Annotated in this window: 20 protein-coding genes and 1 tRNA gene; 12 read left to right on the forward strand and 9 right to left on the reverse strand. The window is 70.4% G+C overall.

Features of this window, described 5'->3' with window-relative positions:
- Window positions 1–126: 126 nt before the first annotated feature.
- The 8 genes from ACWF79_RS12465 to ACWF79_RS12500 all read left to right on the forward strand — a co-directional run bounded on the left by ACWF79_RS12465 (window position 127) and on the right by ACWF79_RS12500 (window position 8,630).
- A complete protein-coding gene (locus ACWF79_RS12465) occupies window positions 127–621 on the forward strand; it encodes a PaaI family thioesterase (protein ID WP_453728036.1) in 495 nt (164 codons plus the stop codon).
- A 402-nt stretch (window positions 622–1,023) separates the two neighbouring features.
- A complete protein-coding gene (locus tag ACWF79_RS12470; RefSeq protein ID WP_453728037.1) occupies window positions 1,024–1,908 on the forward strand; it encodes a trypsin-like serine protease in 885 nt (294 codons plus the stop codon).
- 48 nt (window positions 1,909–1,956) lie between these two features.
- A complete protein-coding gene (locus ACWF79_RS12475) occupies window positions 1,957–2,406 on the forward strand; it encodes a hypothetical protein (RefSeq protein WP_453728038.1) in 450 nt (149 codons plus the stop codon).
- A 447-nt stretch (window positions 2,407–2,853) separates the two neighbouring features.
- A complete protein-coding gene (locus ACWF79_RS12480; protein WP_453728039.1) occupies window positions 2,854–4,086 on the forward strand; it encodes a branched-chain amino acid ABC transporter substrate-binding protein in 1,233 nt (410 codons plus the stop codon).
- Window positions 4,087–4,205: 119 nt separating this feature from the next.
- Window positions 4,206–5,138 carry a branched-chain amino acid ABC transporter permease gene (locus tag ACWF79_RS12485; protein ID WP_453728040.1) on the forward strand — a complete coding sequence of 311 codons (933 nt, stop codon included), beginning with the start codon at window positions 4,206–4,208 and terminating at the stop codon, window positions 5,136–5,138.
- Window positions 5,139–5,143: 5 nt separating this feature from the next.
- On the forward strand, window positions 5,144–6,925 hold the full coding sequence (locus tag ACWF79_RS12490) for a branched-chain amino acid ABC transporter permease (RefSeq protein WP_453728107.1): 1,782 nt from the start codon (window positions 5,144–5,146) through the stop codon (window positions 6,923–6,925).
- A gap of 5 nt (window positions 6,926–6,930) precedes the next feature.
- A complete protein-coding gene (locus ACWF79_RS12495) occupies window positions 6,931–7,917 on the forward strand; it encodes an ABC transporter ATP-binding protein (RefSeq protein WP_453728108.1) in 987 nt (328 codons plus the stop codon).
- Window positions 7,914–8,630 carry an ABC transporter ATP-binding protein gene (locus tag ACWF79_RS12500; RefSeq protein ID WP_453728041.1) on the forward strand — a complete coding sequence of 239 codons (717 nt, stop codon included), beginning with the start codon at window positions 7,914–7,916 and terminating at the stop codon, window positions 8,628–8,630. Before ACWF79_RS12495 ends, ACWF79_RS12500 begins: the two co-directional genes overlap by 4 nt.
- A gap of 90 nt (window positions 8,631–8,720) precedes the next feature.
- On the opposite strand, the gene ACWF79_RS12505 is transcribed toward ACWF79_RS12500, so the two are convergent.
- Window positions 8,721–9,380 (reverse strand): ANTAR domain-containing response regulator, encoded by a 660-nt coding sequence (locus ACWF79_RS12505; RefSeq protein WP_453728042.1) that lies wholly within the window; start codon window positions 9,378–9,380, stop codon window positions 8,721–8,723.
- Window positions 9,381–9,473: 93 nt separating this feature from the next.
- Between ACWF79_RS12505 and ACWF79_RS12510 the strand changes: the two genes are divergently transcribed.
- Together ACWF79_RS12510 and ACWF79_RS12515 are read left to right on the forward strand one after the other, a co-directional pair.
- Window positions 9,474–9,556: transfer RNA gene (locus ACWF79_RS12510), tRNA-Leu, on the forward strand.
- Between the two features lie 84 nt (window positions 9,557–9,640).
- Window positions 9,641–10,429 (forward strand): helix-turn-helix domain-containing protein, encoded by a 789-nt coding sequence (locus tag ACWF79_RS12515; protein WP_453728043.1) that lies wholly within the window; start codon window positions 9,641–9,643, stop codon window positions 10,427–10,429.
- 5 nt (window positions 10,430–10,434) lie between these two features.
- Here ACWF79_RS12515 and pyk read toward each other — a convergent pair whose 3' ends face one another.
- On the reverse strand, window positions 10,435–11,871 hold the full coding sequence (gene pyk / locus ACWF79_RS12520; RefSeq protein ID WP_453728044.1) for a pyruvate kinase: 1,437 nt from the start codon (window positions 11,869–11,871) through the stop codon (window positions 10,435–10,437).
- A gap of 123 nt (window positions 11,872–11,994) precedes the next feature.
- Window positions 11,995–12,669, reverse strand: coding sequence for an SIMPL domain-containing protein (locus tag ACWF79_RS12525; RefSeq protein WP_453728045.1), 675 nt, complete (start codon window positions 12,667–12,669; stop codon window positions 11,995–11,997).
- 161 nt (window positions 12,670–12,830) lie between these two features.
- Between ACWF79_RS12525 and ACWF79_RS12530 the strand changes: the two genes are divergently transcribed.
- Complete coding sequence (locus ACWF79_RS12530; RefSeq protein ID WP_453728046.1) at window positions 12,831–14,630, forward strand: bifunctional metallophosphatase/5'-nucleotidase; 1,800 nt, start codon at window positions 12,831–12,833, stop codon at window positions 14,628–14,630.
- Window positions 14,631–14,648: 18 nt separating this feature from the next.
- Here the strand turns inward: ACWF79_RS12530 and ACWF79_RS12535 are convergent, their stop codons facing one another.
- The 6 genes from ACWF79_RS12535 to ACWF79_RS12560 all read right to left on the reverse strand — a co-directional run bounded on the left by ACWF79_RS12535 (window position 14,649) and on the right by ACWF79_RS12560 (window position 23,078).
- A complete protein-coding gene (locus ACWF79_RS12535; RefSeq protein WP_453728047.1) occupies window positions 14,649–16,082 on the reverse strand; it encodes a lysine N(6)-hydroxylase/L-ornithine N(5)-oxygenase family protein in 1,434 nt (477 codons plus the stop codon).
- On the reverse strand, window positions 16,079–17,617 hold the full coding sequence (locus ACWF79_RS12540) for a pyridoxal phosphate-dependent decarboxylase family protein (protein ID WP_453728048.1): 1,539 nt from the start codon (window positions 17,615–17,617) through the stop codon (window positions 16,079–16,081). The genes ACWF79_RS12535 and ACWF79_RS12540 overlap by 4 nt, the downstream gene beginning before the upstream one ends.
- Window positions 17,618–17,730: 113 nt before the next feature.
- Complete coding sequence (gene pepN, locus ACWF79_RS12545; protein ID WP_453728049.1) at window positions 17,731–20,223, reverse strand: aminopeptidase N; 2,493 nt, start codon at window positions 20,221–20,223, stop codon at window positions 17,731–17,733.
- A 457-nt stretch (window positions 20,224–20,680) separates the two neighbouring features.
- A complete protein-coding gene (locus ACWF79_RS12550) occupies window positions 20,681–21,622 on the reverse strand; it encodes an asparaginase (RefSeq protein WP_453728050.1) in 942 nt (313 codons plus the stop codon).
- Window positions 21,623–21,870: 248 nt separating this feature from the next.
- Window positions 21,871–22,179 (reverse strand): chorismate mutase, encoded by a 309-nt coding sequence (locus ACWF79_RS12555; protein ID WP_453728051.1) that lies wholly within the window; start codon window positions 22,177–22,179, stop codon window positions 21,871–21,873.
- A gap of 11 nt (window positions 22,180–22,190) precedes the next feature.
- The gene (locus ACWF79_RS12560; protein WP_453728052.1) at window positions 22,191–23,078 is read right to left on the reverse strand and encodes an AraC family transcriptional regulator; all 888 of its coding nucleotides are present in this window, start codon (window positions 23,076–23,078) and stop codon (window positions 22,191–22,193) included.
- 119 nt (window positions 23,079–23,197) lie between these two features.
- Between ACWF79_RS12560 and ACWF79_RS12565 the strand changes: the two genes are divergently transcribed.
- Window positions 23,198–24,982 (forward strand): glycoside hydrolase family 35 protein, encoded by a 1,785-nt coding sequence (locus tag ACWF79_RS12565; RefSeq protein WP_453728053.1) that lies wholly within the window; start codon window positions 23,198–23,200, stop codon window positions 24,980–24,982.
- Window positions 24,983–25,000: the final 18 nt, after the last annotated feature.

Consider the following 25,000-nt stretch of genomic DNA (forward strand, 5'->3'; position numbering starts at 1 on the left):
GGGCCGCCACCGTCACTTCCGGGGTGACTGGACCCGGCCCCGGGGCCGTCTGGAACAATCGCCGGGCGCCTAAGCGTTTGCTCAGGCACGCACTGACGACGTACGAAGACGAACGGAGCCGGGCCGATGGGCGAGCAGCAGCACGTGAAGTTCCCGCAGGAAGTCATCGACGAGTACGCCGCGCTCGGCGTCGACCTGCCCGCCCTGTTCTCGGCGGGCCACCTCGGCAACCGCATGGGCGTACAGATCGTCGAGGCCTCGGCGGACAAGGTCGTCGGCACGATGCCCGTGGAGGGCAACACCCAGCCGTACGGCCTGCTCCACGGCGGCGCCTCCGCCGTCCTCGCCGAGACCCTCGGGTCGATCGGCTCCATGCTGCACGGCGGCGTCTCCAAGATCGCGGTGGGCGTCGACCTGAACTGCACCCACCACCGCGGGGTCCGCAGCGGCCTCGTGACGGGTGTCGCGACCCCGGTGCACCGCGGCCGGTCCACGGCCACGTACGAGATCGTGATCACCGACGAGCAGGACAAGCGGGTCTGCACGGCCCGGCTGACCTGCCTGCTCCGCGAGGTCACGCCCAAGGACGCCGGCAACATCCCGGGCACCGGCGCGGCCTGACCGAAACGGCGCGAATCCACCACCACGCCCGGCCCGGGACGGCGCTCCGTCCCGGGCCGCACCGCACCACGGCACACGGAGAGTCACCATCGGGGCCCCGGCCGCGGGCTCCGATCCGGGACGCGGATCCGGGCGGCGGGCGCCGTTACCGGCACGAATCCCCCACCCGGACGCCGGCGAGGGCGCGCAACGGCGATTACCGGTCTCCGGATCCGGAGCATCACCTTCCGAACATCGCCGAGCGGGCTCCGATACCAACCACCGGACACCCGGGCACGCTCGCGACCCGGCTCTCCCCACCCGTCACCGCAGACCCTCTTGTCCCCACGCCCGCCACCCGCTTCACTGACGGCCTCCCCCACAGGAGAACACCGGTCCCACTCACACACCGAGGGGTTCTTCGTGACCGCCGTACGCTCCACCACCGTGGCGAGCGCCATCACCGCCGCGGCCTGCGCTGCCGTCCTCGCCACCGCGATCCCGTCCGCAGCGATCAACTCGTACAACGCCACCCCCGCGCCCGAGCGCACCGAGGTCGGCGCGCTGGTCGCCACCTGGGACGCCGACGGCGACCCGGGCACGCCCGACCGGGTCGACTGGGTCTGCTCCGGCACCATGGTCGACGCGGACACCTTCCTGACCGCGGCGCACTGCACCACCGACTGGCCGGAGAACGTCCGGTTCTACGTCTCTCTCGACCAGGACGTCCAGGCCGGCCTGGACAAGGCCGCCGCCGAGCACCCGGGCGACCCGGCCGCCGTCGCGAAGGCGGTCGCCGTCGAGGGCACCGCGCACAACCATCCCGCCTACCCTGGCCCGGCCTCCGACACCCACGACATCTCGGTGATCCAGCTGCCCGCGGCGAAGGTCGCGGAGCGCTGGTCCTTCAAGCCGGCCACGCTCCCCGCCGCCGGCGCCCTCGCCGCGCTCGGCCCGCAGGGGCTCGACGACACCTCGTTCGTGGTCGCCGGCTACGGCACGCAGGAGGCGCGCCGCGCACCGGGCGGGCACACCCACCCCGGCGGCGGCGTCCGCCTCAAGGCCCCGGTCGCCTTCAACGCGCTCAACGACGCCTGGCTCCGGCTCGCCATGACCGCGCCGCAGGGCAACGGCGGTGCCTGCTACGGCGATTCGGGCGGCCCGAACTTCGCCACGCTCGACGGCAGGCTGACCCTGGTCGCCACCACGATCACCGGCGACACGCCCTGTTACGCCACCAACGTGGTGTACCGGCTCGACACCCCCGGCGCCCGCTCCTTCCTCGCGCCGTTCGTCCAACTGCCTTAGTCCGGGCACCTGTTGTGCCCGCGCGCGAGATCGCCTAGCGTCCCACCCATGGGCATCCCGCCGCGCGCACGCACGGACGCACAGGCGTACGCACAGCCGCGCCCACGGGCGCACGCACCGGCCAGGACCGCGCTCCCCGCGGCCCTGGCCGTCGGCGTTCTGGCCGCGACGGCGGCCCTCTCCGGCTGCTCACGCGACCACCCCGATCCGGCGCCGCCACAGGCCAGGACACCCGTGGACATCTGCACCGACCTCGTCGCGTACTGGGTGCGGGAGGCGCTGAGGGGGAGCAAGTGGGCGGGGCTCGACTGGGAGCAGAAAGGGTTCTCCAACGAGCAGCTGGAGATCCACGACGAGGTTCTCGCGCTCGCCCGCACCCGGGAGCGCGCCGACGGCCGCGAAGCGGCGCTCAACCTCGCCGACGAGGAGAGCCGAAGACGGTGCGCGGCCGCGAGCGGCGCGACCGGGATGTCGGAGCAGGGGAAGTCACCCCCGTGACACTCCGTGATCACCACCCGAGGGCCGTACGGAGTGCCGCACTGAGCGTTCCGTCCGCTGACGTTTGAGTGACCGTCCGATATCCGGAGACCCTCACAGGTTGCCCGACAGGAGCGTGATCTGCTCAAGCCCCTTAGCGGAACTGGGCGTTCTCACTATGTGAACACCTCTCCATTGACTGGAATGTCCTAGTTTGCCCACCCCCTGTCCACCTCCTCTCCCCCTCGCGATAACAAGACAGTCACATCCTGACCTCCCCGCTCCCCACCTCCTCCACCTGCGCTTAGAGTCACCGCCAGTTACCGCGCCGCCGGGCGCGTCCGCTGCACGGCCCCGCATCACCCAGTCATCCCCAGTACGGCCCGGCATTCACCAACGGCACCTCCGGCTCCGCGCTTCACGGCACCGCCTCAGCTCGAGGGGGCCGCGCCAGGGAAAGGATTCATCGTGCGACACCGTTCCTTGCTCATCCTCACCACCGTGATCACCACGGGAGCACTCACCCTCACCGCCTGCGGTTCGCGCGACGACAAGGGCGGAAGCGACAACTCCAGCGGCGGCACCACCGTCGTCATCGGTGTCGACGCGCCGCTCACCGGCTCGCTGTCCGCGCTGGGGCAGGGCATCAAGAACTCCGTGGACCTGGCGGTCCAGACCGCCAACAAGAACAAAGAAGTCCCCGGCGTCACCTTCAAGATCGAAGCCCTCGACGACCAGGCCGTCCCCGCCACCGGCAAGGCCAACGCCACCAAGCTCGTCGGCATCAAGGACGTCCTCGGCGTCGTCGGCCCGCTGAACTCCGGCGTCTCCCAGTCGATGCAGGCCGACTTCGACAAGGCCAACCTCACCCAGGTCTCCCCGGCCAACACCAACCCGTCGCTCTCCCAGGGCGACAACTGGGGCAAGGGCGAGTTCAAGCGCCCCTTCAAGACCTACTTCCGCACCGCCACCACCGACGTCATCCAGGGCAAGTTCGCCGCGAACTACCTCTTCAAGGACGCCGGCAAGAAGAAGGTCTTCGTCGTCAACGACAAGCAGACCTACGGCGCCGGCCTCGCCGCGATCTTCTCCGACGAGTTCAAGCGCCTCGGCGGCACCGTCGTCGGCACCGACTCCGTGACGGTCAAGGAGACCGACTTCTCCTCCACCGCCAACAAGATCAAGGGCTCCGGCGCCGACTCCGTCTACTTCGGCGGCCAGTACCCCGAGGGCGGCCTGCTCTCCGACCAGGTCAAGAAGGCCGGCGCCAAGATCCCCACCATGGGCGGCGACGGCATCTACGACCCCGAGTTCATCAAGGCCTCCGGCGAGGCCAACGAGGGTGACCTGGCCACCTCGGTCGGCTTCCCCGTCGAGAAGCTCCCCACCGCCAAGAAGTTCATCTCGGACTACCAGGCGGCCGGCTACAAGGACCCGTACGCGGCCTACGGCGGCTACTCCTACGACGCCGCCTGGTCCATCATCCAGGCCGTCAAGGCCGTCGTCGCCGACAACAACGGCAAGCTGCCCGACGACGCCCGCGCCAAGGTCACCGAGGCCATGGCCAAGGTCTCCTTCGAGGGCGTGACCGGCAAGGTCTCCTTCGACCAGTACGGCGACACCACCAACAAGCAGCTCACCGTCTACCAGGTCAAGAACGGCGCCTGGGTCGACGTCAAGTCCGAGACCTTCAAGGACTGACCCCGTACCGCCCCGCATCACGCACCACGCATCACGCACCAAATGAACCAAGCCGCGCGAGGGCGCAAACAGCGCCCTCGCGCGGTGTCATATCCGACACGCTCATCGGAGGCCCTGCGGTGAACGAACTGCCGCAACAGCTGGCCGACGGCCTTGCCCTGGGGGCCCTTTACGGCCTCATCGCCATCGGTTACACGATGGTCTACGGCATCGTCCAGCTCATCAACTTCGCCCACGGCGAGATCTTCATGGTCGGCGGCTTCGGCGCGCTCACGGCATACACGATCCTGCCCGAGGGCACCGCCCTCGTGATCGCGATCCCCATCATGCTGATAGGCGGCGCGGTGGTCTCCGTTGCCGTCGCCACCGCCGCCGAACGCTTCGCCTACCGTCCCCTGCGCGGCGCGCCCCGGCTCGCCCCCCTGATCACGGCCATCGGTCTGTCGATCGTGCTCCAGCAACTCATCTGGGGCTTCTACCCCGGTGCCAAGAGCAAGGTCACCTTCCCCGAGTTCAAGGGCGGAAGCTTCCAGATCTTCGACGGCCTGTCGATCTCCCGCGCCGACACGTTCGTCCTCGTCGCCGCCCCCCTGTGCATGATCGCCCTCGGCGTCTTCGTCTCGAAGAGCCGCAGCGGCCGTGCCATGCAGGCCACGGCGCAGGACCCGGACACCGCGAAGCTGATGGGCATCAACACCGACCGCATCATCGTGATGGCCTTCGCCATCGGCGCCGCGTTCGCCGCGGTCGCAGCGGTCGCCGAAGGCCTCGACAAGGGCCAGATCCGCTTCGAGATGGGCTTCCTGCTGGGCCTCAAGGCCTTCACCGCAGCCGTCCTCGGCGGCATCGGCAACATCTACGGCGCCATGATCGGCGGCGTCGTCCTCGGACTCGCCGAAACCCTCTCCATCGCCTACGTCGAGCACATCCCCGGGATGGACCAGTTCGGCGGCGGTGCCTGGAAGGACATCTGGGTCTTCTCCCTCCTCATCCTCGTGCTCCTGTTCCGACCACAAGGTCTCCTCGGACAGCGCACAGCGGACAGGGCGTGATCACGATGACCACCGACCTCACCAAGACCCCCGAGACTCCCGGGACCCCCGAAGAGTCCGGCACCCCGGCAACCGAGAAGACCGCCGCCAAGGCGCCCGGCCTCCTCCACTGGATCGTCGCCGCCGGTGGCCTCGCCACCGTCGCCAGCACCTTCCTCGCCTGGACCTACACCACCGAGTTCCCCGGCGACCTCACGGTCACCGGCTACCCCGGCGGCCTCCAGGTCCTCACCCTCGCCGGCGGCCTGCTCCTGACGCTCTTCGCCCTCTCCGGGCTCGGCATCAAGGGCCTGCGCTGGCTCACCCCCGCCGGCTCCACGAAGGCACTGCAGTTCCTCGCCCTCGGCACCCTCGGCACCACCTGGTACACCGTCATCGCCATCGCGGCGCAGCTCGGCGGCCTCGCCCACTGGGAGCCCGGCGCGTACGTCGCCTTCGTCACGGCGCTCATCCCGCTGACGGCGTTCCTCCTCAAGGACGACTCCCGCAAGCCGACGAAGCCCAAGGAGATCCCCTCCTGGGCCGAGATCCTGCTCATCGTCGCCGCGTTCGCCATCGGCATGTACGCCGTCACGTACGGCATCTCCACCGAGTACCCCGAGCTGTTCATCGGCTACCTGCTCCTCGCGGGCTTCGGCGCCGGCGCACTCAACAAGTCCGGCCTCATGGGCCGCATCTCCGCCATCGCGTCGAAGAACAAGCAGGTCGCCGCCGTCGCGGCCTTCGCCGCCGCGGCCGTCTTCCCCTTCACCCAGACCACCGACACGTTCACCGTGATCGCCGTGCAGATCCTGATCTTCGCCACGGTCGCCCTCGGACTGAACATCGTCGTCGGCCTCGCCGGACTGCTCGACCTCGGATACGTCGCCTTCCTCGGCGTCGGCGCCTACACGGCCGCCCTCGTCTCCGGATCCACGGCCTCCGCGCTCGACATCCAGCTCCCGTTCTGGGTCGCCATGATCATCGGAGCCGTCGCCTCGCTGATCTTCGGCGTCATCATCGGCGCCCCCACCCTCCGACTCCACGGCGACTACCTCGCCATCGTCACCCTCGGCTTCGGAGAGATCTTCCGCATCACCGTCAACAACATGGACGGCGACAACGGACCCCAGATCACCAACGGCCCCAACGGCATCCCGAACATCCCGGCGCTGAACATCTTCGGCTACGACTTCGGCGAGACCCACACCATCCTCGGCGTGGAACTCGGCAGTTACGCCAACTACTACCTGCTGATGCTGCTCGTCATGGTCCTCGTCGTCCTGGTCTTCAGCCGGGCACAGGACTCGCGCATCGGCCGCGCCTGGGTCGCCATCCGCGAGGACGAGACCGCCGCCACCGCCATGGGCATCAACGGCTTCCGCGTCAAGCTCATCGCCTTCGCCCTCGGCGCCACCCTCGCCGGCGTCGCCGGCACCGTCCAGGCCCACTTCCAGGGCACCGTCCTCCCCGAGATGTACGTGTTCGCCGGCCCCGTCGCCCCGAACTCCGCGTTCCTCCTCGCGGCCGTCATCCTCGGCGGCATGGGCACCATCCGCGGCCCGCTCCTCGGCGCGGCGCTGCTCTTCCTCATCCCCGAGAAGCTGGCCTTCCTCAAGGACTTCCAGCTCCTCGCGTTCGGCCTCGCGCTCATCCTGCTGATGCGCTTCCGCCCCGAGGGCCTCATCCCCAACCGGCGCGCCCAGCTGGAGTACCACGAGCACGACGAGGGCGCCGACAAGCTCGACGTACCGGACCAGCGGCCCGCCGCCGATCCCATCGTCGGAACCTCGAAGGCGGGGGCGTGAACGCCATGACGACCACCACCACCACGGAGAACACGGCCGCGGCCACCGCCGCCACCGTCCTCGACGCCAGCGGTGTCACCATGCGCTTCGGCGGACTCACCGCCGTACGCGGAGTGGACCTCACCGTCCGCGAAGGCGAGATCGTCGGACTCATCGGCCCCAACGGCGCCGGCAAGACCACCTTCTTCAACTGCCTCACCGGCCTCTACGTCCCCACCGAGGGACAGGTCAGCTACAAGGGCACGGTCCTGCCGCCCAAGCCGCACCTCGTCACCAAGGCCGGCATCGCCCGCACGTTCCAGAACATCCGCCTCTTCTCCAACATGACGGTCCTGGAGAACGTCCTCGTCGGACGCCACACCCGGACCAAGGAAGGCCTCTGGTCCGCGCTCCTGCGCGGCCCCGGCTTCAAGAAGGCGGAAACCGCCTCCCGCGAACGGGCCATGGAACTCCTGGAGTTCGTCGGCCTCGCCGCCAAGGCGGAACACCTGGCACGCAACCTGCCCTACGGCGAACAGCGCAAGCTGGAGATCGCCCGGGCCCTCGCCAGCGACCCCGGCCTGCTCCTCCTGGACGAGCCGACCGCCGGCATGAACCAGAACGAGACCCGCGCCACCGAGGAACTCGTCTTCGCCATCCGCGACAAGGGCATCGCCGTCCTCGTCATCGAGCACGACATGAAGTTCATCTTCAACCTGTGCGACCGCGTCGCCGTGCTCGTCCAGGGCGAAAAGCTCGTCGAAGGCACCTCCGAGGTCGTCCAGGGCGACGAACGCGTCGTCGCGGCCTACCTCGGCACCCCCTTCGAGGGCGCACCCGGCGCGGAGGAAGTCGCCGAGGTCGAGGCGGCGGAGGCGCACGCGGAGGCCGAGGCCGAGGCAGACGAAACCTCCGAGGAGGAGACTCCCGAGGCCGAGGCCCCCGCCAACGAGGCGCCCGAGGCCCCCGCGTCCGACGACGCGGACAGCACCACCGAAGGAGACACCAAGTGACCGCTCTTCTCGAGGTCGAGGACCTCAGGGTCGCCTACGGCAAGATCGAAGCCGTCAAAGGCATCTCCTTCTCCGTCGAAGCCGGCCAGGTCGTCTCCCTGATCGGCACCAACGGAGCCGGCAAGACCACCACCCTGCGCACCCTCTCCGGCCTCATCAAGCCCGCCAGCGGGAAGATCACCTTCGACGGCCAGGTCCTCAACGGCATCCCGGCCCACAAGGTCGTCTCCCTCGGCATGGCCCACTCCCCCGAGGGCCGGCACATCTTCCCCAAGCTCACCATCACCGAGAACCTCCAGCTCGGCGCCTTCCTCCGCAAGGACAAGGACGGCATCGAGAAGGACATCCAGCGCGCCTACGACCTCTTCCCCATCCTGGGCGAACGACGGAAGCAGGCCGCCGGCACCCTCTCGGGCGGTGAGCAGCAGATGCTCGCCATGGGCCGCGCCCTCATGTCCCAGCCCAAGCTGCTCATGCTCGACGAGCCCTCCATGGGCCTCTCCCCGATCATGATGCAGAAGATCATGGAGACCATCGCGACCCTGAAGGCGGAAGGCATGACGATTCTGCTCATCGAGCAGAACGCCCAGGCCGCCCTCTCCCTCGCGGACCACGGCTACGTCCTGGAGGTCGGCAAGATCAAGCTCTCCGGCACGGGCCAGGACCTCCTGCACGACGACGAGGTCCGCAAGACGTACCTCGGCGAGGAGTAGGCCGACCCGTCCCCACGCCAGAAGGCCCGCCCCACAAGGAAGTGGAGCGGGCCTTCTCTGTACGCCCGTACGCGACGTGCGTACGCGTCCCTACTGCTGGCCCTTGGCCGCCTTCTTCTCCTCGGCGTCCTCGATGACCGCCTCCGCGACCTGCTGCATCGACATGCGCCGGTCCATCGACGTCTTCTGGATCCACCGGAACGCGGCGGGCTCCGTCAGCCCGTACTGCGTCTGCAGGATGCTCTTCGCCCTGTCCACCAGCTTGCGCGTCTCCAGCCGCTGCGAGAGGTCCGCGACCTCCTTCTCCAGCGCGCGCAGCTCCGCGAACCGGGACACGGCCATCTCGATCGCCGGCACGACATCGCTCTTGTTGAACGGCTTCACCAGGTACGCCATCGCCCCGGCGTCCCGGGCCCGCTCGACGAGGTCGCGCTGCGAGAAGGCGGTGAGCATGAGAACGGGGGCGATGGACTCGCCGGCGATCTTCTCCGCGGCGGAGATCCCGTCCAGGACGGGCATCTTCACATCGAGAATGACCAGGTCGGGCTGGTGCTCCCGCGCGAGCTCGACGGCCCGGGCACCGTCGCCGGCCTCGCCGACGACCGAGTAGCCCTCTTCCTCGAGCATCTCTTTCAGGTCCATGCGGATGAGGGCCTCGTCCTCGGCGATGACGACACGGGTCGTCAGCGGCGGGACGTGCGACGCGTCGGCATCGTCGGCGGCGGGCTGGGGCGGCTCGGGGGCGGTCACGGGGGCTCCTCGTTCGGGGCGTGGTGCTGCACGAAGAAGCCTACCTAGCTGCTGGCGCAGCTGGTGACCGGGTACACTCCGACTGGCAACCATGCCGGGTTGGTGGAATGGCATACACGGATGTCTCAAACACATCTGCCCGTGAGGGCTTGCGGGTTCGAGTCCCGCACCCGGCACCGATCCTGAAGCGGACGTTCACCTTCGCGTGAATGTCCGCTTTTTGCTACGCGCAGCGAGGGCGTGTTGCGCAGAGTGATCGCATGCACTTCCACAGCACAGAAGTACGACAGCGTGCGCTGACGCTGCTGCGCGGCGGCGCCAAGAACGCGGATGTAGCGCGGAAGCTCAACGTCCCCGCAGGCACGATCAGCTACTGGAAACACGAAGACCGCGCGAAACGCGGCGAGTGTCCGGGCCGCGCCCGTACGACGTGTCCTCGCTGCGACGGTAGGGAGCTGGACGAGGCCGCGTACGCGTACCTCCTGGGGCTCTACCTGGGCGACGGGCACATCGTCCAGAATCGGGCGATGAGGGTGCCCAGCCTCTCCGTCACGTGCGCGAACTCGTGGCCTGGGCTCATCGACGCTTGCGTGGAAGCCATGCAAGCGGTGCTCCCGGGAAACACCGCCACCAAGGTACAGCGGCAGGGGTGCCAAGAGGTGAAGATCTCCTCGCGGCACCTGTGGTGCCTCTTCCCGCAGCACGGGCCCGGTAAGAAGCATGAGCGGCGCATCGTGCTCGAAGGGTGGCAGCGGGAGATCGTCCGTGCGCACCCGTGGGCGTTCATCCGGGGGCTCGTTCATTCCGACGGGTGCCGGATCGTGAACTGGACCGAGAAGATCATCGGCGGGCGGACGAAGCGGTACGAGTACCCCCGGTACTTCTTCACCAACGCGTCGACCGACATCATCGGGCTCTTCACAGCCGCCCTCGACCTCGTCGGCGTCGAGTGGAGGAGCGCCAACCAGTCGCGTACCGCGCAGAACGTCTCCGTCGCCCGCAAGGCCTCCGTCGCGCTCATGGATCTGCACGTGGGGCCCAAGTCCTGAACCCGTCAGGGGGTTCGGGTGACCGGGTCGCCGATGTGGTGGACGTGGACCAGGTTGGTGGAGCCGGGGACGCCGGGCGGGGAGCCGGCCGTGATGATGATCGTGTCGCCCTTGCGGCAGCGGCCGATGCGGAGGAGTTCCTCGTCCACCTGGGCGATCATCGCGTCCGTCGAGTCGACGTGCGGGCCGAGGAAGGTTTCGACGCCCCACGTGAGGGTGAGTTGGGCGTGGGTCGCCAGGGCGGGGGTGAAGGCCAGGAGGGGGATGGGTGAGCGGTAGCGGGAGAGGCGCTTGACGGTGTCGCCGGACTGGGTGAAGGCGACGAGGAACTTGGCGCCGAGGAAGTCGCCGATCTCGGCGGCGGCGCGGGCGACGGCTCCGCCCTGGGTGCGGGGCTTGCTGCGTTCCGTGAGGGGCGGGAGGCCCTTGGCGAGGATGTCCTCTTCGGCGGCTTCGACGATGCGGCCCATGGTGCGGACCGTTTCGATGGGGTAGCGGCCGACGCTGGTCTCGCCGGAGAGCATGACGGCGTCGGTGCCGTCGATGACCGCGTTGGCCACGTCGCTGGCCTCCGCGCGGGTGGGCCGGGAGTTGTCGATCATCGAGTCGAGCATCTGGGTGGCGACGATGACCGGTTTGGCGTTCCGCCTGGCGAGCTTGATCGCGCGCTTCTGGACGATCGGGACCTGTTCGAGGGGCATTTCGACGCCGAGGTCGCCGCGGGCGACCATGATGCCGTCGAAGGCGGCGACGATGTCGTCGATGGCGTCGACGGCCTGGGGCTTCTCGACCTTGGCGATGACGGGGAGGCGGCGGCCTTCTTCGTCCATGATGCGGTGGACGTCCTCGATGTCGCGGCCGCTGCGGACGAAGGAGAGGGCGATGATGTCGGCGCCGGTGCGCAGGGCCCAGCGGAGGTCGTCGATGTCCTTTTCGGAGAGGGCGGGGACGGAGACGGCGACGCCGGGGAGGTTGAGGCCCTTGTGGTCGGAGACCATGCCGCCTTCGACGACGCGGGTGTGGACGCGGGGGCCGTCGACGCCGGTGACTTCGAGGGTGACGCGGCCGTCGTCGACGAGGATGCGTTCGCCGGTGGTGACGTCGCCTGCGAGGCCCTTGTAGGTGGTGCCGCAGGTGTTTCGGTCGCCTTCGTGGTCTTCGACGGTGATGGTGAAGGTGTCGCCGCGTTCAAGGAGTACGGGGCCTTCACGGAAGCGGCCGAGGCGGATCTTCGGGCCTTGAAGGTCGGCGAGGATGCCGATGCTGCGGCCGGTCTCGTCGGCGGCTTTGCGTACGTGCTGGTAGCGCTCCTCGTGTTCGGCGTAGGTGCCGTGGCTGAGGTTGAATCGGGCGACGTCCATTCCGGCTTCGACCAGTGCCTTGATCTGGTCGTACGAGTCGGTGGCGGGCCCCAGTGTGCAAACGATTTTCGCTCGGCGCATGGTTCGAGCCTAGGGCTTACCGGCGGGTAGTTGAGGGGTCGGGCATGGCCGTTCAACAACCTTTGCGTGAAAGGTTGTTGACAAGTCTTGAATCTGTGCGGGTGGGTGCTCCGATGAGCGCACTCAGAGCGTCGGTGGGGTCATCGTGAAGCGGGCCATGACTTCGGCGGTGACCGTTTGACGCTGGGGTTCGAGGTCGAGTGACGGGGGTGTGTCGACGGACTCGGCCGCGAAGGCCATGCGCATGCTGCCGCCCATGGGTGTGGGCGGCGGGACCAGGCCCGTGTCGGAGAGTTCCAGAAGGGCGTGGAGCGTGGTTCCGAGGGCGGTCGCGTACTCGCGGGCCCGCTGGACCGCCTCTCCGACGGCCAGCCGGCGTGCTTCGCCGTATGCCGGGGAGTCGGGGCGCAGTGCCCACCAGGGGCCTTCCACTCGGGTCAGTTCGAGGTCGGCGAGTCGGGTGGTGAGTTCGCCGAGGGCGGTGAAGTCGTTGAGTTCGGCGGTGAGGTGCACGCGGCCGTGGTAGGCGCGGACTCGTTCGCCGCGGCCGTGGCGGCCTGGTTCCGGGGTGATGGAGAAGGCGCCGGTTTCGAGTTTCTCGACGGCGTCCCCGTAGGTCTTGATGAGGTCGACCGTGAGTGTGTTGCGTCGTGTGAGGTCGGTGAGGGTTGCTGTCCGGTCCGTGCCCCGGGCGCTTACGGTCACGGCGATGCGGGCGACTTCTGGTTCGACTTCGAGTCGGGCCTCTCCTCGGACGGCCACTTGGGGTGCTTCCGGGGTGGGGTGCGGGGTCGTCATGTGGGCTCCTCCGGGTGTGGGTGTGGGGTGCGGGTGTCGGGTGCGGTCCGGAACACTTTCCCACTCCGTAATCGGAAAGGTCTGTTGCGGCCGTGAACTCCTGGGCCAGAATCTACGCGCGTTGTGCGCGAGTGGGCCGACGCCTGGACCAAGGAGATGACATGCCGTTGAACCGTCGGACGTTCCTGGAGAGCTCTGTCGCCGTCGGGGCCGGAGCTGCCCTCACCACCGGGGTCGCCGCCGCTCCGGCGCAGGCCGCTGGAGGTCGCCCGAGGCCGGTCAAGCGGTACTCCTTCACGGTGATGGGCACGACCGATCTGCACGGAAATGTCTTCAACTGGGATTATTTCACCGACAAGGAGTTCGACGACAAGGCGCACAACGACGTCGGCCTCGCGAAGATCTCCACCCTCGTCGACCAGGTGCGCGAGGCGAAGGGGAGGTGCAACACGCTCCTCATCGACGCCGGTGACACCATCCAGGGCACCCAGCTGTCGTACTACTACGCGAAGGTCGACCCGATCACGCAGGTCGGCGGCCCGGTCCACCCGATGGCGCAGGCGATGAACGCCATCGGCTACGACGCGGCGGCGCTCGGCAACCACGAGTTCAACTACGGCATCCCGGTGCTGCGGAAGTTCGAGGAGCAGTGCGACTTCCCGCTGCTCGGCGCGAACGCGCTCGACGCGAAGACGCTGCGGCCGGCGTTCCCGCCGTACAGCATGCACCGGCTGCGCACTCCGCACGGCCGGGATGTGAAGGTCGCGGTACTCGGCCTGACCAACCCGGGCATCGCCATCTGGGACAAGGCCAATGTCACCGGCAAGATGGTCTTTCCCGGGCTGGAGGAGCAGGCGGCGAAGTGGGTGCCGAAGCTTCGGTCGATGGGCGCCGACGTGGTGGTCGTGTCGGCGCACAGTGGTTCCAGTGGGACGTCGTCGTACGGTGATCAGCTGCCGCACATCGAGAACGCGGCCGGTCTGGTCGCCGAGCAGGTGCCCGGGATCGACGCGATCCTGGTCGGGCACGCGCACACCGAGATACCCGAGTACCGGGTGGTGAACAAGGAGACCGGCAAGGACGTCGTGCTGTCCGAGCCGCTGAAGTGGGGGCAGCGGCTGACCCTCTTCGACTTCGATCTGGTGTGGGAGAAGGGCCGCTGGGTCGTGGAGAAGGTCGGTGCCCAGGTGCTGAACTCCAACACGGTGGAGGAGGACCCGGAGATCGTCGGGCTGCTGGCGGACGAGCACAAGAAGGTCGTCGCGTACGTCAACCAGGTCATCGGCACCTCCTCGGCGAGGATGGCGACGGCCGACGCGCCGTGGAAGGACGAGCCGATCATCGATCTGATCAGCCACGTCCAGGCGGACACGGTGAAGGCGGCGCTCGCGGGTGGCGAGTACGCGGCCCTGCCGGTGCTGTCACAGGCGTCCTGCTTCTCGCGTACGGCGGCGATCCCGGCCGGTCAGGTCACGATCCGGGACGCGGCCGGGCTCTACCCGTTCGAGAACACTCTGGAGGCCCGTCTGCTGACGGGTGCGCAGCTGAAGGACTATCTGGAGTTCTCGGCGCGGTACTACGTCCAGACGCCGGCGGGCGCGCCGGTGGATCCGGCGAAGCTGACGAACGCGAACGGGACGCCGGACTACAACTACGACGCCGTGTACGGGGTGTCGTACGAGATCGACATCGCGAAGCCGGCGGGTTCGCGGATCGTGAACCTGGCGTTCGAGGGGAAGCCGGTCGATCCGGCCGCTCGGTTCGTGCTGGCGGTGAACAACTACCGTGCGAGTGGCGGTGGTGCGTTCCCGCACGTGGCCAACGCCAAGCAGCTGTGGGCCAATTCGGACGAGATCCGTAACACGATCATTCAGTGGGTGAAGGCGAAGGGTTCGATCGACCCGGGCCAGTTCGCGTCGGTGGACTGGAAGCTGACCCGCGACGGTGTGCCGGTCTTCTAGCAGTCCGCTGCTTGTCCGCTAGCTGTCCTGTGTGAGAGGCGTCAGCTCCTGGCTTTGGGCCGGGATGCGTGGCGCCTCTCGTCGTTCCAGGCCGAAGGTGGTGAAGGCGGTGCGGCGCGGCAGCGGGTAGGGCTCTTTGCCGGTGAGGGCGTTGAGGATCGTGGCGCTGCGCCAGGCGGCGAGGCCGAGGTCGGGGGCGCCGACGCCGTGGGTGTGCTTCTCGGCGTTCTGTACGTAGACGGAGCCGGTGACCGATTCGTCGAGGACGAGGCGGAACTCGGTGTCGATCTTCGCGCGTCCGGCGGAGTCGTGGCGGAGGTAGGGGTCGAGTCCGGCGAGCATGCGGTCGACGGGGCGTTCGCGGTAGCCGGTGGCGAGGACGACGGCGTCGGTGGTGAGGCGGGTGCGGGTGGCCTGCTGGGTGTGTTCCAGGTGGAGTTCGACCTTGGTGGTGGCGACGCGGCCGGCGGTGCGGACGCGGACTCCGGGGGTGAGGACGGCGTCGGGCCAGCCGCCGTGGAGGGTGCGTCGGTAGAGCTCGTCGTGGATGGCGGCGATCGTGTCGGCGTCGATGCCTTTGTGCAACTGCCATTGACGGGGCACGAGTTCGTTGCGGGTGGGTTCGGAAAGGGAGTGGAAGTAGCGGGTGTAGTCGGGGGTGAAGTGTTCCAGGCCGAGCTTGGAGTACTCCATGGGGGCGAAGGCTTCGGTCCGGGCGAGCCAGTGGATCTTCTCGGCTCCGGCGGGGCGGGCGCGGAGGAGGTCGAGGAAGATCTCGGCGCCGGACTGTCCTGAGCCGATGACGGTGACGTGTTCGGCGGCGAGGAGCCGTTCACGGTGGTGGAGGTAGTCGGCGGAGTGGATGACGGGGACGTGGGGGGCGTCGGCGAGTGGTCTGAGGGGTTCGGGTACGTACGGTTCGGTGCCGACGCCGAGGGCGACGTTGCGGGTGTAGGCGCGGCCGAGGGCTTCGGCTTCGCCGTCGGCGTCGAGTTGGGTGAAGTCGACTTCGAAGAGGGCGCGTTCGGGGTTCCAGCGGACGGAGTCGACCTGGTGGGCGAAGTGCAGGCCGGGGAGCTGGTCGCTGACCCAGCGGCAGTAGGCGTCGTACTCGGCGCGCTGGGTGTGGAACCTCTCGGCGAAGTAGAAGGGGTAGAGGCGGTCGCGGGTGCGGAGGTAGTTGAGGAAGGACCAGGGGCTGGTGGGGTCGGCCAGGGTGACGAGGTCGGCGAGGAAGGGGACTTGAAGGGTCGCGCCTTCGATGAGGAGGCCGGGGTGCCAGTGGAAGGCGGGGCTCTGCTCGTAGAAGGCGGTGGCGAGGCCGCCGGGGACGCCGTGGGCGAGGGCGGCGAGGGAGAGGTTGAAGGGGCCGATGCCGATGCCGACCAGGTCGTGGGGCTGGTCGGGGTCGTGTGGGGAGTGGCGGGGGCGTGGGGGGGTGCTGCCGGTCATCGGTCGGTGCTGCCTTCCGCGAGGTTCACGAGGTCGAGGAGGTGCTGGAGGTCGCCGGGGGTGGCGTGGGGGTTGAGGAGGGTGACTTTGAGCCAGAGCCGGCCGTCCTCGTGGGCGCGGCCGAGGACGGCGCGGCCTTCGGTGAGGAGGGTGCGGCGGATGGCGGCGACGGTGGTGTCGTCGGCGTCGGTGGGGCGGAAGAGGACGGTGGTGAGGGTGGGGCGCTCGTAGAGCTGGAGGGTGGGGGTTTTCTCGACGAGGTCGGCGAGGTGGTGGGCGAGGGCGCAGACCTGATCGACGAGGGCCCCGAGTCCGCTGCGGCCGAGCGCGCGCATCGTGACGGCGATCTTGAGGATGTCGGGGCGGCGGGTGGTGCGGAGGGAGCGGCCGAGGAGGTCGGGGAGGCCGGCTTCGGTGTCGTCGGGTGCGTTGAGGTAGTCGGCGGTGTGGGAGAGGGCGGTGAGGTCTCGGGCGTCGCGTACGGCGAGGAGTCCGGCGGCGACGGGCTGCCAGCCGAGTTTGTGCAGGTCGAGGGTGACGGTGCGGGCGCGCTCCAGGCCGGTGAGGAGGTGGCGGTGGGTGTCGCTGAAGAGGAGGGGGCCGCCGTAGGCGGCGTCGACGTGGAGGTCGGCGTGGTGGGCGTCGCAGAGGTCGGCGATCTCGGGGAGGGGGTCGATGCGGCCGGTGTCGGTGGTGCCGGCGGTGGCGGCGACGAGGAGGGAGCCGTGGCCGTGGAGGTCGGTGAGGGCCTCGTGGAGGGCGACGGGGTCGAGGGTGCCGTTGGGAGTGGGCACGGTGACCGGCTCGGGGAGGCCGAGGAGCCAGGCGGCGCGGCGGAAGGAGTGGTGGGCGTTGGCGCCGACGACGGTCTGGACGGTATGGCCGGGGCCGTGTCGCTCGCGGGCGAGGAGGAGGGCGAGCTGGTTGGCCTCGGTACCGCCGGTGGTGACGAGGGCGCTGGGGGTGGGTGAGGCGCTGGGGGTGGGTGAGGCGCTGGGGGTGGATGAGGCGCTGGGGGTGGATGAGGCGCTGGGGGTGGATGGAGCGGTGGGGGTGGATGGGGCTTGTGGGGTGGGACGGGCTTGGGGGGTGGGATGGGCTTGGGGGGTGCCTGGGTACACCTCGGTGGCCAGGGCCTCCGTGACCAGGGCTTCCAGGGCGGAGGCCGCGGGGGCCTGGTCCCAGGAGTCCATGGAGGGGTTGAGGACGGAGGCGGCCAGGTCCGCGGCGGCGGCGAGGGCGAGGGGTGGGGTGTGGAGGTGGGCGGCGCAGAGGGGGTGGGAGGGGTCGGCGGCGCCTTCCGCGAGGGCGCGGGTGAGGGTGTGGAGGGCGGCGGAGGGGTCCGTGCCGTGGGGTGGGAGCGGCTCTCCGAGGGCCTCGCGCACGCGGGCGGTGACGTGGTCCGGGCCGCCGGGCGGGATCGGGCCGCCGCGTGCGGCCGCGCCCTCGTGGAGGGCGGTGACGGCGGTCTCCAGGAGGGGGCGCAGGGCGGCGGCGTCGGTCGCGAGGGGTGGCGGGGTGGGCTCGGCACGCATGGGCCAGAGCTTGCCGGGGGTTTTCTGGGTTTGTCCGGCGATGCCGGCGGAGCAACCCGAACGGGGGACGGGGCCTGGACAAGGCCCCGCCCCCGTGGTGCACGCCCGGGTCCTTACGCCTTGCGGATGTTCAGGGCTCGGTGGAGGTCGGCCAGTTGGTCGGTGAGTTTGCGGTGGAGGGCGGGGGTGAGGGCCGGGTCGGTGAGGTGGGATTCGCCCAGGGTCAGGGAGTCCTGGTCGATCGCGTACGCCGGGAAGGCGTGGCGGCCGGCTGCTTCGGCGATGGCCGGGCCTCGGCGGGCGCTGAGGGCGGTGGCCGCCGGGTAGAAGCGAGGGACGTACTCCCGTACCAGGTCGGCCTGTTCGGGCTGCCAGAAGCCCTGGGCCGTGGCCGTGAAGAGGTAGTTGGAGAGGTCGTCGGTGTCGAAGAGGCGGGACCAGGCGGCCGCCTTCGCCTCCGGGGTGGGCAGGGCGGCGCGGCAGCGGGCGGCGCCCTCCTGGCCCGTGGCGCTCGGGTCGCGGTCGAGTTCGGCGGCGATGGCGGGCTCGTCGACGGCGCCGAGGACGGCGAGCCGGGCGAGGATGCGCCAGCGCAGTTCCGGGTCGATCTCGGGGCCGCCGGGGACGGTTCCGTCGGCGAGCCAGCCGGCGATGGCGTCGGGCTGGGTGGCGCTGCTGATGAACGTACGGACGGCGGTGAGGCGCAGTCCGGGGGCGTCGCCGTCCTCGGTGTGGCGGATGAGGGTGCGGGCCAGGGAGGTGAGCTGCGCGAGTGCCGCGGGGCGCTCGTCGAGGGAGATGTAGCGGTCGGCGATCTGGGTGCGGGCGAAGGCGAGGACTCCCTGCACGATGGCGAGGTCCGTCTCCTCGGCAAGGTGGGTCTCGGCCGTGGTCAGGTAGGTGCCGGGGTCCAGTTCGCCGTCGCGGACCATGTCGCGGAGGGTGTTCCAGACGACGGCACGGGTGAGGGCGTCGGGGATGCCGGAGAGGCCGCGCAGGGCGGTCTCCAGGGAGGTGTCGTCCAGGCGGACCTTGGCGTAGGTGAGGTCGCCTTCGTTGAGGACGACGAGCGCGGGGCGCGGGCCGGGCAGGTCCAGGGGCGCGGTCTGGGGGACGTCGATCTCCAGGCGTTCGCGCGGGACGAGGCGGCGGCCGTCGACGAGGTCGCGGTCGTACACGCCGACGGCGACGCGGTGGGGGCGGCTGCCGTGGTGGTGGACGGTGAGGGTGGTGCGGGTCTCGTCGCCGCCGAGTTCGGCGGTGAGGGTGTCGACGCCGGTGGTGCGCAGCCACTGGTCGGCCCAGGCGTGGACGTCGCGGTCGGTGGCGGAGGCGAGGTTGTCGATGAAGTCGGCGAGGGTGGCGTTGCCGAACCGGTGCCGCTTGAAGTGGGTGTTGATGCCGGCGAGGAAGTCCTTCTCCCCCATCCAGGCGACGAGTTGACGCAGGGCGGAGGCGCCCTTGGCGTAGGAGATGCCGTCGAAGTTGAGGAGTGCGGAGGCGGTGTCGGGGACGGCGTCGGGGTCGGGGGCGACGGGGTGGGTGGAGGGGCGCTGGTCGGCGTCGTAACCCCAGGCCTTGCGCTCGATGCCGAAGTCGATCCAGGTGTCGGGGAAGCGGTCGGAGCAGGCTTCGTTGACGGTCTGGTAGCCCATGTACTCGGCGAAGGACTCGTTGAGCCAGATGTCGTCCCACCAGCGCAGGGTGACGAGGTCGCCGAACCACATGTGGGCCATCTCGTGGGCGATGACCATGGCGCGGGTCTGGCGTTCGGTGACGGTGACGGCGGAGCGGTAGACGAACTCGTCGCGGAAGGTGACGAGTCCGGGGTTCTCCATGGCGCCCGCGTTGAACTCGGGTACGAAGGCCTGGTCGTACGAGTCGAAGGGGTAAGGCTCGTCGAACTTCTCGTGGAAGCGGTCGAAGCAGGCCTTGGTGATGTCGAGGATCTCGTCGGCGTCGGCGTCGAGGTGGGGGGCGAGGGAGCGGCGGCAGTGGATGGCGAAGGGCAGTCCGGCGTGTTCGGTGCGGACGGAGTGCCAGGGGCCGGCGGCCACGCAGACGAAGTAGGTGGAGAGCAGCGGGGTGGGGGCGGCCTGCCAGTGGCCGTCGGGCTGCTGCTCGGTGATGCCGTTGGAGAGGACGGTCCACCCGTCGGGGGCCTTGACTCCGATCTCGAAGACGGCCTTGAGGTCGGGCTGGTCGAAGGCGGCGAAGACGCGCTGGACGTCCTCCATGAAGAGCTGGGTGTAGACGTACGCCTCGCCGTCGGTGGGGTCGGTGAAGCGGTGCATGCCCTCGCCGGTGCGGCTGTAGCGCATGGTCGTGACGACGCGGAGCTCGTGCTCGCCCTGGGTGAGGCTGAGGGGGAGGCGGTTGTCGGCGAGCGTGGCCGGGTCGAGGGGGGTGCCGTCCAGGGTGGCGGAGTGGAGCGTGACGGGCTTCAGCTCGACGAAGGTGTCACCGGCGTCCCGGGCGGTGAACCGGATGACGCTTGTGGATGCGAAGGTCTCGTCGCCGGTGGTGAGGTCGAGGTCGACCGTGTAGTGCTGGACGTCGAGGAGCTGGGCACGGGTCTGCGCTTCGTCGCGCGTCAGTACGGGCATGTGGCCCATGCTGCCCGATGGGGTGGGGGTGGGGCACGGGGGTTCCGCTGAGAGCTCAGCGGCGGGGGGGTGGGGTTGCCAGGCCCGGGGGTCGGATGGAAGGGGGCCCGGGTGGGAACGGCCCCCGGTGGGAGTGGGGTCGGGTGGGAGTGGGGCGGGTCCGGGTGGGAGCGGCTCCGGGTGGGAGTGGGCCCGGTGGGGCGGTGCCGGGCGGGACGGGTCCGGTGGGACGGGTCCGGGTGGGAGCGGCTCCGGGTGGGAGCGGCTCCGGGTGGGAGTGGGCCCGGTGGGGCGGTGCCGGGCGGGACGGGTCCGGTGGGACGGGTCCGGGTGGGAGTGGGCCCGGTGGGGCGGGTCCGGTGGGAGCGGGTCGGGTGGGACGGGTCCGGGTGGGGGCGGCGTCGGCTTGGAAGTGGGGTCGGGCGTCGTGTCCCGGTGTGTCACCCCCCCCTCGGCTTCAGGCGCGGCCGGTGCCGGTGACGTGGGCGAAGGCGGCGGTGATGCCGGGGCGGTCGTAGCCGGTGGGGCTCTTGGCGCCGGTGGAGAGCAGGGCGTGGAGGAGGAGGCGCGCCTTGGCGGGGTCGAGGGGGCCGGCGGGGATGAGGCCGCGGTGCAGGAGGTCGTACTCGGAGCCGGGGCCTCGGTAGGTGCGGGTGAGGGTCGCGCCGGCGCCGGTGCGGGAGGCGAGGACGACGGGGATGCGGGTGGCGAGCCGTTCCAGGGGGTCGACGAGCCAGGCGGGGGCGTGGCCGGCGCCGAAGGCGGCGAGGACGAGGCCGTCGTAACGGGAGTCGATGCCTTCGAGGAGTTCGCCTCGGTCGCCGAGGGAGAGGTTGACGAGGGCGATCCGTACGGCCGGGTCGAAGCGGAGGGGGTGGATGGCGCTGGTGACGGCGGGGCGGAGGAGGATGCGGGGCTCGCCCTCGACGACGGTGCCGAGCGGTCCGGCGCCCGGGGAGGCGAAGGTGGTGACGGACGTGGTGTGGGTCTTACGGGCGAGGCGGGCGGCGTGGATCTCGTCGGCGAGGACGACGAGGACGCCGAGGCCCGCGCAGCCGGGGTCGGCGGCGACGGTGATCGCGGCGGCGAGGTTGGCGGGGCCGTCGGCGCCGGGCAGGTCGGGGCGGCGCATGGCGCCGGTGACGACGACGGGCCGGGGTGTCTCGCAGAGCAGGTCGAGGAGGAAGGCGGTCTCCTCCAGGGTGTCGGTGCCCTGCACGACGACGACGCCGGAGCCGGTGGCGACGGTCTCGCGGACCTCGTGGGCGAGGGCGGCGAGGTCCTCGTAGGTGAGGGAGGAGCTGGGGAGGCGGCGGAAGTCGCGCAGTTCGACGTCGAGGTCGGCAGGGAGGGGGGCGGGTGCGCCCGTCGCACCCCGTGTGGCCCCGGCGTCCGCCATCCCGCCGGCGCCCCCGGCTCCCCCAACCGGCCCGGGTCCCCCAGCTGCCCCGGCGCCCCCAGCCGGCCCACCTACCCCTGCCGGCCCGGGTCCGCCAGCTGCCCCGGCTGCCCCAGCCGGCTCTACTCCCCCAGCTGCCCCGGCTCCCCCGAAGCCAAGGCCCGCGAGGACCTCCGTTCCCGTCAGGCGGGTGGCGTCGCCGCCTCGGGCCGAGATGGTGCCGCCGAGGGTGAAGACGGTGACGCGGTTCATGGCTGTGCTCCGTCCGCGATGGTCTCGTGGTGGCGGATGACCTCGGCGATGATGAAGTTCAGGAGTTTCTCGGCGAACGCCGGGTCCAGTTTCGCGCTCTCGGCGAGTTCCCGCAGCCGGGCGATCTGGCGGGCCTCGCGCGCCGGGTCGGCGGGCGGCAGCTGGTGGCGGGCCTTGAGGACGCCGACCTGCTGGGTGCACTTGAAACGTTCGGCGAGCATGTGGACGACCGCCGCGTCGATGTTGTCGATGCTTTCGCGCAGCCGGGTCAGTTCCGCGGTGACGGACTCGTCGATCTCACTCATGAGCAGCGAGCTTAGACGGGTCGGGTGGCGATCGTCGGTGGGTGTTCGGGATCCGGGATCCGGTTGCTCCAGCCGCCGGGGACGGCCCTGCCCTGCTGTTCGCGGAAGCGGACGGGGGCGGTGCCGACGCGGCGGGTGAAGAGCCGGGAGAAGTAGGCGGGGTCGTCGTAGCCGACGCGGCGGGCGACGGCGGCGACGGGCAGTTCGGTGGCGGCGAGGAGTTCCTTGGCGCGGCCGAGGCGGATGGTGAGCAGGTAGTCCTTGGGGCTGCAGCCTGCGGCGCGGCGGACTGCGGTACGGAGTTCGGCCTGGGTCATGCCGTGCCGGGCGGCGTGTTCGGCGACGGACAGGGGTTGGAAGGCGTCGCGGGCGAGGGTGGTGAGGACGGGGTCGCCGTCGGCGTTGGTGTCGGCGCGGGCGCGGCGCAGGGCGACGAGGAGTTCGTGGACGGCGGCGCCGGTCTCGACTTCGAGGAGGGGGTTGCCGCGGCGGGCGGCGCGGGCGATGCGGCCGATGGCGGCGCGGGGGGCGGCGGCGTCGGAGAGGGGGACGACGGGGCGGTCGGGTTCGATGTAGCCGAGTTCCGTGTAGGTGGTGGTGGCGGGTCCGGCGAAGTCGACGAAGGCCTCGTCCCAGCCGGTGTCGGGGTCGGCGGAGTAGTGGTGGGGCACGCCGGGGGTGAGCCAGATCAGGGCGGGGGCGGTGATGGCGGTGCGGCGGCCGTCGGGGCCCCGGTACCAGCCGCCGCCGGCGCTGACGACGACGGCCACGTGGTGGTCGAGGGTGCGGGGGCCGACGGTGGGCAGGGTGCCGTGCTGGAGTCCGACGCCCAGGCAGACGAGCCCGAGGCGGTGGTGGACCGGGCTGGGCGTGAAGTAACGCATCCAGGTGTGGTACATCGGCCGTTTCCTGCCTTTCCTGCGACGCCTCGTCCGTCAACCGCTCTCTCGTCTTCCGTCCAAACAGCGACGATCTTTGTCCATGGACCCCTCCGCCGCCAGAGGGCGAAGGTGAGGCCATGAGCACGTTCGCTGTGGGTGACGAGGATTTTCTTCTGGACGGCCGGCCGGTGCGGCTGCTGTCGGGGGCGCTGCACTACTTCCGGGTGCACGAGGAGCAGTGGGGTCATCGGCTGGGGATGCTCCGGGCGATGGGCCTGACGTGTGTGGAGACGTACGTGCCGTGGAATCTGTACGAGCCGCGGCCGGGCCGGTACGGGGACGTGGGGGCGCTGGGGCGGTTCCTGGACGCGGTGGCGGCGGCCGGGATGTGGGCGATCGTGCGGCCGGGTCCGTACATCTGCGCCGAGTGGGAGAACGGCGGGCTGCCGCACTGGCTGACGGGGCGGCTCGGGCGGCGGGTGCGGACGGACGACGCGGAGTATCTGGGGCATGTGGAGCGGTGGTTCCGCCGGTTGCTGCCGCAGGTGGTGGAGCGGCAGATCGGCCGGGGCGGACCGGTGGTGATGGTCCAGGTGGAGAACGAGTACGGGAGTTACGGCTCGGACCAGGCGTATCTGCGGCGGGTCGCGGATCTGCTGCTCGACTGCGGGGTGGAGGTGCCGCTGTTCACCTCGGACGGCCCGGAGGACCACATGCTGACGGGCGGTTCGGTGCCGGGGGTGCTGGCGACGGCGAACTTCGGCTCGGGCGCGCGGGAGGCGTTCGCGGTACTGCGGCGGCACCGGCCGTCGGGGCCGTTGATGTGCATGGAGTTCTGGTGCGGTTGGTTCGACCACTGGGGTACGGAGCATTCCGTACGGGACGCGGGGGACGCGGCGGCGGCGCTGCGGGAGATCCTGGAGTGCGGGGCGTCGGTGAACGTCTACATGGCGCACGGGGGGACGAACTTCGCGGGCTGGGCGGGGGCGAACCGGTCCGGTGAGGCGCACGAGGGTGCGTTGCGGCCGACGGTCACCTCGTACGACTACGACGCCCCGGTCGACGAGGCGGGGCTGCCGACGGAGAAGTTCTGGCGGTTCCGCGAGGTGCTGGCGGAGTACGCGGAGGGGCCGCTGCCGGAGGTGCCGGAACCGCCGGCGCGGATCGCGGGGCCGGTGGAGGCGGGCCTGGCGGAGTGGGCGCCGCTCGCGGAGGTCCTGGAGGTTCTGGGGGACGAGGAGTCGGTGTCGCCGGTGCCGCCGACGTTCGAGGAGCTGGGCGTGGACCGGGGTCTGGTGCGGTACCGGCTGGAGGTTCCCGGGCCACGGCAGCCGTATCCGCTGGTCGTGACCGGTCTGCGGGACCGCGCGGTGGTGTACGTGGACGGGGTGCGGGCGGGGGTGCTGGCTCAGGAGGACGAGGCGCTGCCGGAGCCGGTGGCGGGCCCTGCGGTGGTGGAGCTGTGGGTGGAGTCGCTGGGGCGGGTCAACTACGGGCCTCGGCAGGCGGAGCCGAAGGGGATCACGGGCGGGGTCCGGCACGAGCGACAGTACGTGCACGGGGTACGGGCCCGGGGACTGCGGGTGGACGCGTTCGAGACGGAGGCGGTCGCGAAGGTGCCGTTCCGGGCGGTGGCGGCGCCCGGGGAGGTGGCGGCGGCCGCCGGGCCCGGTGGAGCGCTGCCGGGTCCGGGGCTGTACCGGGCCGTGGTGGAGGTGGCCGGCCCGGGGGACGCGGCGCTGTCGCTGCCGGGCGGGACGCGGGGCTTCGTATGGGTGAACGGTTTCTGCCTGGGCCGGTACTGGAGTGTCGGCCCGCAGGACTCGCTGTTCGTACCGGGCCCGGTGCTCCGGGAAGGCGCCAACGAGGTGTGGGCCCTCGAACTGGAGGGCGGGGCGGCGGAGTCGGTGCGACTCGTGTGAGGAGCGGTACGGGAGAAG

This window comes from Streptomyces sp. NPDC054975 (assembly GCF_053609105.1).

Excerpts from the sequence above, each read along its gene's own strand:
- ACWF79_RS12555 (WP_453728051.1), bottom strand. The coding sequence starts at position 22,179 with ATGAGTGAGATCGACGAGTCCGTCACCGCGGAACTGACCCGGCTGCGC.
- ACWF79_RS12540 (WP_453728048.1), bottom strand. The coding sequence starts at position 17,617 with ATGCGTGCCGAGCCCACCCCGCCACCCCTCGCGACCGACGCCGCCGCC.
- ACWF79_RS12495 (WP_453728108.1), top strand. The coding sequence starts at position 6,931 with ATGACGACCACCACCACCACGGAGAACACGGCCGCGGCCACCGCCGCC.
- ACWF79_RS12550 (WP_453728050.1), bottom strand. The coding sequence starts at position 21,622 with ATGGCGGACGCCGGGGCCACACGGGGTGCGACGGGCGCACCCGCCCCC.
- ACWF79_RS12535 (WP_453728047.1), bottom strand. The coding sequence starts at position 16,082 with ATGACCGGCAGCACCCCCCCACGCCCCCGCCACTCCCCACACGACCCC.
- ACWF79_RS12525 (WP_453728045.1), bottom strand. The coding sequence starts at position 12,669 with ATGACGACCCCGCACCCCACCCCGGAAGCACCCCAAGTGGCCGTCCGA.
- ACWF79_RS12515 (WP_453728043.1), top strand. The coding sequence starts at position 9,641 with ATGCACTTCCACAGCACAGAAGTACGACAGCGTGCGCTGACGCTGCTG.
- ACWF79_RS12465 (WP_453728036.1), top strand. The coding sequence starts at position 127 with ATGGGCGAGCAGCAGCACGTGAAGTTCCCGCAGGAAGTCATCGACGAG.
- pyk (WP_453728044.1), bottom strand. The coding sequence starts at position 11,871 with ATGCGCCGAGCGAAAATCGTTTGCACACTGGGGCCCGCCACCGACTCG.
- ACWF79_RS12565 (WP_453728053.1), top strand. The coding sequence starts at position 23,198 with ATGAGCACGTTCGCTGTGGGTGACGAGGATTTTCTTCTGGACGGCCGG.
- ACWF79_RS12475 (WP_453728038.1), top strand. The coding sequence starts at position 1,957 with ATGGGCATCCCGCCGCGCGCACGCACGGACGCACAGGCGTACGCACAG.
- ACWF79_RS12490 (WP_453728107.1), top strand. The coding sequence starts at position 5,144 with ATGACCACCGACCTCACCAAGACCCCCGAGACTCCCGGGACCCCCGAA.
- pepN (WP_453728049.1), bottom strand. The coding sequence starts at position 20,223 with ATGCCCGTACTGACGCGCGACGAAGCGCAGACCCGTGCCCAGCTCCTC.
- ACWF79_RS12530 (WP_453728046.1), top strand. The coding sequence starts at position 12,831 with ATGCCGTTGAACCGTCGGACGTTCCTGGAGAGCTCTGTCGCCGTCGGG.
- ACWF79_RS12560 (WP_453728052.1), bottom strand. The coding sequence starts at position 23,078 with ATGTACCACACCTGGATGCGTTACTTCACGCCCAGCCCGGTCCACCAC.